Source organism: Candidatus Methylomirabilota bacterium (assembly GCA_035260325.1).
GTDB lineage: Bacteria > Methylomirabilota > Methylomirabilia > Rokubacteriales > CSP1-6 > AR19.
Genome location: DATFVL010000051.1, coordinates 1 through 7609, shown reverse-complemented (window position 1 = coordinate 7609; position 7609 = coordinate 1). Strand labels below are relative to the sequence as shown.

Annotated in this window: 7 protein-coding genes; all 7 read right to left on the bottom strand. The window is 70.0% G+C overall.

Annotation, left to right across the window (positions count from 1 at the left end):
* Positions 1-2535, bottom strand: a 2535-nt coding sequence (locus VKG64_03550) for a histidine kinase dimerization/phospho-acceptor domain-containing protein (GenBank protein ID HKB24107.1), incomplete at its 3' end; no start/stop codon positions are given.
* Between the two features lie 77 nt (positions 2536-2612).
* Positions 2613-3023 carry a response regulator transcription factor gene (locus tag VKG64_03545; GenBank protein ID HKB24106.1) on the bottom strand — a complete coding sequence of 137 codons (411 nt, stop codon included), beginning with the start codon at positions 3021-3023 and terminating at the stop codon, positions 2613-2615.
* A gap of 257 nt (positions 3024-3280) precedes the next feature.
* Positions 3281-3961, bottom strand: coding sequence for a response regulator transcription factor (locus VKG64_03540; GenBank protein ID HKB24105.1), 681 nt, complete (start codon positions 3959-3961; stop codon positions 3281-3283).
* A complete protein-coding gene (locus tag VKG64_03535; GenBank protein ID HKB24104.1) occupies positions 3934-4557 on the bottom strand; it encodes a TetR/AcrR family transcriptional regulator in 624 nt (207 codons plus the stop codon). Before VKG64_03535 ends, VKG64_03540 begins: the two co-directional genes overlap by 28 nt.
* A gap of 116 nt (positions 4558-4673) precedes the next feature.
* Positions 4674-5315 (bottom strand): response regulator transcription factor, encoded by a 642-nt coding sequence (locus tag VKG64_03530; GenBank protein HKB24103.1) that lies wholly within the window; start codon positions 5313-5315, stop codon positions 4674-4676.
* Positions 5315-6922, bottom strand: coding sequence for an ATP-binding protein (locus VKG64_03525; protein HKB24102.1), 1608 nt, complete (start codon positions 6920-6922; stop codon positions 5315-5317). Before VKG64_03525 ends, VKG64_03530 begins: the two co-directional genes overlap by 1 nt.
* Positions 6923-7063: 141 nt before the next feature.
* Positions 7064-7495, bottom strand: a complete 432-nt coding sequence (locus VKG64_03520) for a prepilin-type N-terminal cleavage/methylation domain-containing protein (protein ID HKB24101.1) — start codon at positions 7493-7495, stop codon at positions 7064-7066.
* Positions 7496-7609: the final 114 nt, after the last annotated feature.

Here is a 7609-nt window from a genome sequence, read left to right as displayed (position 1 = left end):
GCCCTCGACGCCGCCCTGCTCGGCGCCGAGCCGGTCGAACGGCTGGAACAACCGCTCTCGCAACGCCGGTGCGATGCCCGGCCCCGTGTCCCTGACGCGGATCCGGAGCCGCCGTTCGTCGGCCGCGTCGCACGCGATCGTAAGCGTGCCGCGCTCCCGGTTGTACTTGATCCCGTTCGACACGAGGTTCAGGAGGACCTGCTGGAGCCGCTGGCTGTCGGCCCACACGTGCCGACCGTGCAGCGCCGCCCCGGTGCTCTGGAGGTCGATGGCGCGGGCCGCCGCCAGCGGCCGTGCCAGGTCCAGCACCTGCTGGACCGCGTCGCCCACGCGCACGGGCTCGAGCGACAGGGAAAGCCCACCCGCCTCGATCCTGGCGATGTCGAGGACCTCGTTGATCAGGCTCAAGAGATGTCTGCCCCCCTTAATGATCTGCTCCGCGCTCTCGCGGTCCTCTGGCCGCTGCGCGTCGAGTTCCAGGAGCTGCGCGAATCCGAGAATCGCGTTGAGGGGTGTACGGAGCTCGTGGCTCATGCGTGACAGGAACTCGCTCTTTGCCTGGTTGGCGCGAGCGGCGTCGGCCTCTGCCCGTCGCCGCTCCACGATCTCCCGCTCGAGTCGTTCGTTGGCGACGCTCAGCTCGAGCGTTCGCTCGGCGACCCGCTGCTCGAGCTCCTCGGTGTGGCGCTTCACGCGCTCGCGGAGCCGTGCCTGTTCGAGCGCGATGGCGAGCTGGGTGGCCGCTTCCCGAGCGATGCTCACCTGCTCGGGTGGGAACTCGCTCCGCTCGCCGCCGAAGCTCACGGCGCCGATGAGCTCGCCCCCGGCGATCATGGGCACGACCATGTACGTATGGACGCCCGAGGCCAGCAGGGCCTCTGCCTCGGGGCTACGGGGCAGCGCGGCGGTGTCGACCACCTGGAGCTCCCCCCGTCGCAGCGCCTCCACATCGCCCATCAGCGCCAACGGAAAACGGACGCCGGGCCCGAGACGGACGCGGTGGCGGCCCGCTGCCGCCAGCCACTCCGCTTCACCGGCCGCCAGGTCGAACAGGTTCACGATGGCCCGCGGGACCCCGAGCAGATCCCTCAGTCGCGGGAGGACCGTCTCCGCGATCACCACCGGCGCCTCCGCGGCGATGAGCGCTCGATCGATCTCGTGCAGGATCTGGAGACGTTCGGTGGACCTGGCCAGAGAGGCCTGGGCCTGCTTCAGCTCCGTGACGTCGATCGCCACCACCAGGGTCGCGCGCCGGCCCGCGAACTCGATCGAATGAGAGACGATGTCCACGTCCCTGATCCGGCCATCCTTCAGCCGATGCCTCCAGGTCCCCGCGTGCCGTCGGGTCGCCTGGTCCGTCGCGGCCGCGAGCCCGGCCACGACGTCCTTGAGCCGCGGCAGGTCCTCCGGCGGCCGGATGTCGGTGATCCGCATGCGGAGAAACTCCTCCCGCGAGTACCCGTAGTGCTGGATCGCCGCGGCGTTGACCTCCAGAAAGTACATCGTCGCCACGTCGTACACCCACATGGGCAGCGGATTGTCGGCGAAGAGGAGACGAAAGCTGGCTTCGCTGTCGCGCAGCGCCGTCGCCGCTTCCACCAGCTCCCGCTCGACGTCGGCGATCTCCGAGATCTTCGAGCTTCCGGTGAGGGAGGGAACGTCGCCTCGACCGAGCGCGCGTGCGGAGGCCGAGAGCGATGCGATCCCGCCGGCGATGCGCCCGCCGAACACGGAAGCCAGCACGCCCGCCAGCAACAGGAACACGCATCCGCCGCCGATGATCGCCCACCGGGAAGTCCGCCCGGGTGCCTCCACGATGGCGACGGGTACACCGAGCCCGACTGTCCAGCCGGACAGGCTCGACCGGCTGTGGGCGACATACACCGCGATGCCGTCCATGGTCACGCCGAGGGCCCAGCTCTCGTCGGACTGACGGCTTCGCGCCACGAACTCAGGGGGCGCAGGCGCCCCGAGCAGCGTTTCGATGCCCCGCGTTCGGGCGATGATGATCCCCTTGCGATCGATGATCCCGGCGACCCAGTCCGGCGGCAGCTGGCCCTCGGACAAGAGACGACTGAGTCCCGCGACGTCGAGCCTCGTCCCCAGCACGTACTTGAGCCTCCCGTTCCGCTTCACCGGCACCGTCACGCCGACCGTCGGAGTTTTGAGCACGAGGCCGACGAAGAGGTTGGAAATTGCGGGTTGGCCCGTGTCCAGGGTCTGGCGGACATCCTCGAGATTCCCGGTGGAGGGCAGCGGCGCGCCGAAGGGACGTGAGAGATTGATCAGTTGCCGTCCGGAGGGATCGGTCAGGTTGATCGTCAGCCACCCTGGATGGGTCGCCACCACCCGCTGCGCCTCTCTGTAGAAGGGCTCGAGGTCACCGGTATCGAGGTACTGGGAAGCCCCGAGCGCCTCCAGCGCCCGGATCGACCAGGTGAGCTCGCGATCGACCGCGACGGCGAGGGCTCGCGTGGTATCTCGGAAGCTGCGTTCCAGAGACGCGCGCTGCTGCTTCTCGAGGAGCGCCGCCATGATGACCGCGAAGATCAACAGCGGAACCACGGAGACCAAGACCAGGATCGTCAGATGAGAACGAAGCGTCCTCGCCCTCATGCCCTGACCTGGAATGCGCCCGTCCCGGGAAAGAGCTTGTCTATGAGCGGCATGAGGGCCCAGACGGCTTGGGTTTTCGGGACGAAGCCGTCGGCGCACGCGGCCGCCGCGGTGCGGTACTGCGGAAGATCGTGGAGCGTCACGATGACCACCTGCGGCGACGCGGCTTCAGCCTTGATGCGCAGGGTCGCCTCCAGGCCGTTCATCCCTCTCATCGCCACGTCCATCAGGACGAGATCGGGATGGAGGTCGCGGGCCATCTGGATGCCGTCGCTGGCGCACCCGGCCGTCCCCACGACACAGATTCCCGCCCGCTCCGCGAGGAACTTCGACTCCCACTCGCGGAACCATTGGTTGTCGTCCACCACGAGGACGCGGACTATCCGATCGGCGCCAGGCGCTGCCATCGTCCCGTCCAAGGATGCCATCACAGGGGGCGAAGGACTCCAGCCGGAAACTACTGAGATCGGGTCCGTAGGACTGCGGAGATTCCGGAAGGGCACGCGCGGGCAGGCTCGCCGGACAGCGCGCGCGGCGTGAACGAGGAGGCTGTGAGCTCATCGAGCTCGGCGGCGACACGGCAGTACCACGCTAACACGCGCGTCGCGTGAATCGAAAATACCGGACGGCCAAAAAATCATGGCCGACCGGCGCGGCCCTCGGGTCAGTCGATGATGCCGATCCGGAGGGCCTTGACGACGGCCTGAGTTCGGTCGGACACCTCGAGCTTCTCGAAGATGTTGTGGATGTAGTTCTTGACCGTGCCGACGCTGTACCGGACCCGGCTCGCGATCTGTCGGTTGGAGAGCCCGTCGCTCAGACAGCGCAGGATGTCCTGCTCGAGCACGGAGATCTGCCAGCCCTGCGCCTCCCGGCCGGCGAGCACGCCCGCGAGCATCTCCGTCTCGATGAGCCCGTAGCCGCGCACGGCGCCGTGGACGGCGTCGAGGAACTCGTGCTGCGTCGCGCGGAGCGACAGGACGCTGGAGCATCCGAGCCTGAGGACCTGCGAGTGCAGGGCCGCGCCGTCGTGTCCCGTCACCGCGATCATCTCGAGGCTCGGCCGGGCCGACCTGAGCTTCGGCAGACGCCTGATCCAGTCCCCGCCCGAATGCGCATCGATGATCGCGACGGCGGGACGCTTGAGCCGGGCGAGACGCACGAGCTCGTCGGGCGACGCGGCGATGCCGGCGACCGTGACGCCGCCGCCCTCGAGCATCCGCTCGAGACCCGCGTTGAACACCGGATAGCGGCTGCCGATCACGACCCGGACGGACGATCCCGCCTCGGCGCGTCTCCGCCGGACCCGCGCGGCCTTCAGCCGCGGCCGGACCGCGCTCTCCACGAGAGACGCCTCCTCGCTTCGGGTCGCAGACCGTCGAGAGATCCCAGCACGCCATCGAGGTAGTGTCGGAGCGCCACGGACGGCGCCGGCGAGCGGCCGAGCGTCCACAGCCCGAGGACCGAACCCACGAGGTAGTCCGCGACCTGGTCCACGTTGGTCTCCGAGCGAAACTCGCCGCGCGTTCGCGCGTTGATGCACGCCCGCCGGAGCAGGGCCCGCAGGTCGCGGAGATAGCCCGAGACGATTCCGGCGACCGATCGGACGCGCGGCGACACCTCGGACGCGGCGTTGACCATCAGGCAGCCGAGACGCCTGCCGGACGCGCTCTCGTGGATCCCGCGGAAGAACCGCTCGATGTCCGCGAGGGCGGCGTCCGGCCCGGCGAGGGGCGCGAAAAACGCCGAGATCACCGTCTCCCGGTACCGGGCGAGCGTCGCCTCGAAGAGCCGTCGCTTGCTGCCGAACTCCCCGTAGACCGCGGCTCGGTGGAGCCCCGTCCGCCCCATCAGCTCCTCGATCGAGGTGTCGTAGTAGCCTTTCTCCCAGAACACACGCATCGCCTGGTCGAGCCTCTCCTCCGGTCGTGGGCGTCCCATCGTCTCCTCCGTGGTCGTCGTCGACCCGGTAAAGAACGATCGTTCTACCATCTAGAATAAACGTTCTGTCAACCGTCGGGGGCGTCGGCGGGTCGAAGCCGCCGAGCGGGTGCGGCTCAGGGCGCCGGGGGGACGAGGCCGGCCGTGATCGCCAGGCGCACGAGGCCCGCGACGTCGTGGATGTCGAGACGCTCCATCAGCTCGGCGCGGTGCGTCTCGACGGTCCGCACGCCGATCCCGAGCCGCTCGGCGATCTGCTTCGTGCTCCGTCCCTCGGCGATGAGCTGGAGGATCTCGCGCTGGCGCGACGTGAGCCGCTCGAGCTCGCCGGGCGTGGCCGCCTTGCCGCGCACGTCCTCGACGACGTAGCCCGCGATCCGCGAGGCGAGGTACGTCTCGCCCCGCGCGACCGTCCGGATCGCGGCCTCGAGCTCCTCGGGGTGCGCCTCCTTCAGGAGGTAGCCGGCGGCGCCGGCCCGGATGGCCCCGAGGACGTGCTGCTTGGTCCCGTGCATCGAGAACACGATGATCCGGACGTGGGGGAACTCTTTCGCGATCCGCGCGGTGGCGTCGAGGCCGTTCAACCCCGGCATCGTGATGTCCATCAGGACGACGTGCGGACGGTGGTGCGGAATGAGCTGGCGCGCCTCGGCGCCGTCGCCGGCCTCGGCCACCACCTCGATGCCGGGTATCCGCTCGAGCAGCGCGCGGACGCCCGCGCGCACGAGGACATGATCGTCGGCGAGCAGCACGCGGATCACGCCGGCGCCGCGGGAAACGACACCCGGATGCGCGTGCCGGCGCCGGGGGTCGAGTCGATCGTGAGCCGACCGCCCGCGAGCTGGACGCGCTCCTGCATGCCCAGCAGGCCGAGACTCTCGCCCTGCATCGCGTTGCGCCGCGCCGCCTCGACGTCGAAGCCCACGCCGTCGTCGCGGATCGTCAGCTCGAGCGCCGACGGCAGCCGGCGGAGCTCCACGCGCACGTTCCGCGCCCGCGCGTGGCGGGCGACGTTCGTGAGCGCCTCCTGCGTCACGCGGAAGCAGGCGCCTTCGATCTCGGGCGGCCAGCGGAGACCCCCGGGCTCGGCGCTCACCGTGGCCGAGAGCCCCGCGCTTCCCGCGTGGCGCTCCACGTACCACTCGAGCGCCGGCACGAGGCCGAGATCGTCGAGGACCGACGGATGGAGGTCCAGCGAGCGGCTCCGGACCTCCTCGACCAGCCGGCCGACGATCCGCAGGCTCTCGTCGAGCTGCTCGGAGCGGAGCGGGCCCGGGTCTTCCCGGAGCCTCACGAGGTTGAGCCAGAGCACGGTCAGCAGCTGGCCGAGGTCGTCGTGGAGCTCGCGGGCGAGATGCCGGCGCTCCGCCTCCTGGACCTCGATGAGCCGGCGCGAGAGCACCGCGAGCCGCTCGTTCGCGCTCTGGACGCGCTCGAAGAGCTGGGCGTTCCGCAGCGCGATCGCCGCGTAGGTCGCCAGCCGAATCAGGATCACCTCGTCCCGTTCGGTGAACGGCCGAGGGGACCGGTTGTTCACCCAGAGCAGGCCCTCGACCTCGTTGTCGATGAGAATCGGGACGGCGAGCGTCGTCACGATCCCTTCGTCGTGGACCGCGTGATCGTAGTCGCGGCTGATCCGCGGGTCTTCGAGCCGGTTGTCGGTGCGGACCGGCCAGCCGCGCTCCCAGGCGAAGCCGCCGATGCCCTTGCCGCGCTCGAGCGTGAAGCCCTTGTACACGCCGCTGCGGGACTGTCCCGCCTCGTACCTGATCCTCATCGTGTCCGAGTGCGGATCCCTCAGCGCGATCACGGCGAGGTCGCTCGCCGAGAGCTGCCAGGCCGCCTCGACCGCTTGCTGGAGCACCACGTCCACGTCGAGCGTGGCGCCGATCGCTCGCGCCAGCCCGGCGAGGATCTCGGCTTCCCTCCGCCCCGCCTCCGCCGCCTCGAGGGCGCGCTGCCGGTCGGTGACGTCGTAGGGGATCGCGAGCCCGACGGGCCGTCCCTCGAGCGTGGCGTAGCTCACCGTGACGGTGACGTTGAGGATGGTTCCGTCCTTGCAACGGTGCACGGCCTCGTCGATCGCGTCCCCTCGCTGGCGGCCGCGCGCGACGACCTCGAGCAGGCGCGCAACGTCCTCGGGCGGACGGATGTCGAGGAGGGTGCGAGCGAGAAACTCCTCGCGCGAGTACCCGTATTTCCGGACCGCCGCGTCGTTGACGACCAGGAACGCGAAAGTCTCGGCGTCGAAGAGCCACATGGGCTGCGGGTGGTCCTCGAAGAGGAGCCGGTAGGCGTCGTCCCGCAGGCCCGCGAGCGGCAGGACGCGAGCGTCGGCGGCGGCCGGCCGGCGGGTGGACGTCATGCGAAATTCTACGAACCGCCTCGGGAGAGCGTCAAGCCAGGCCGACCGAGAGCATGGGGGTAGACTAACCCAAAAAGAAGCGCCGGGAAGGGGGCGGTGCCCCCCTCCCCGGCGCCTGTACCGAGCTACAGTTACGAGAAGCTACGGAACCGTGACGGTCGCGGCGTCGCCCGTCGCGGAGATGTTGAACGTCCCCGACACGGTGCTCGCGGCGTACGCGTAGCCCGCGGCAGGCGTCCAGTTGGCGGGCACGCTCGGCGTTCTCGCCAGGAACGGTCCGGCCGTCTGCCCCTGCCCGTTCGTGACCACCACCGTCAGCTCGCTGAGGTCCGTCGCCGTCGGCACGTTGCCCATGTGGGCCGAGTAGATCGACACCGCGGACGCGATCGCCCGCGCGTCGGCCTGGGCCTTGGCGATCCGCGCCCGCGCCTGCACGTTGGCATAGAGCGGAATGGCGATCGCCGCCAGGATGCCGATGATCGCCACGACGATCATCAGCTCGATCAGGGTGAAGCCTCGCTGGCCGCCCAGGGCCAGCCGTCTCTTCGTCCGGGCCGCGACGCCCGGGATCACCGGCGCCGCCGAGCCCCCGTCAGGCCGGCAGACGGTCGTACATGCCGTGCACGTCGGCCGCGTGGAAGCGCGCGACGTGGTTCGTCGGCGACAGCGGCTCGCGGTAGAAGAACT

What these genes read in the sequence shown, in the direction of transcription:
- VKG64_03535 (HKB24104.1), bottom strand. Translation starts at nt 4,557, where the DNA reads ATGGGACGCCCACGACCGGAGGAGAGGCTCGACCAGGCGATGCGTGTG.
- VKG64_03545 (HKB24106.1), bottom strand. Translation starts at nt 3,023, where the DNA reads ATGGCAGCGCCTGGCGCCGATCGGATAGTCCGCGTCCTCGTGGTGGAC.
- VKG64_03525 (HKB24102.1), bottom strand. Translation starts at nt 6,922, where the DNA reads ATGACGTCCACCCGCCGGCCGGCCGCCGCCGACGCTCGCGTCCTGCCG.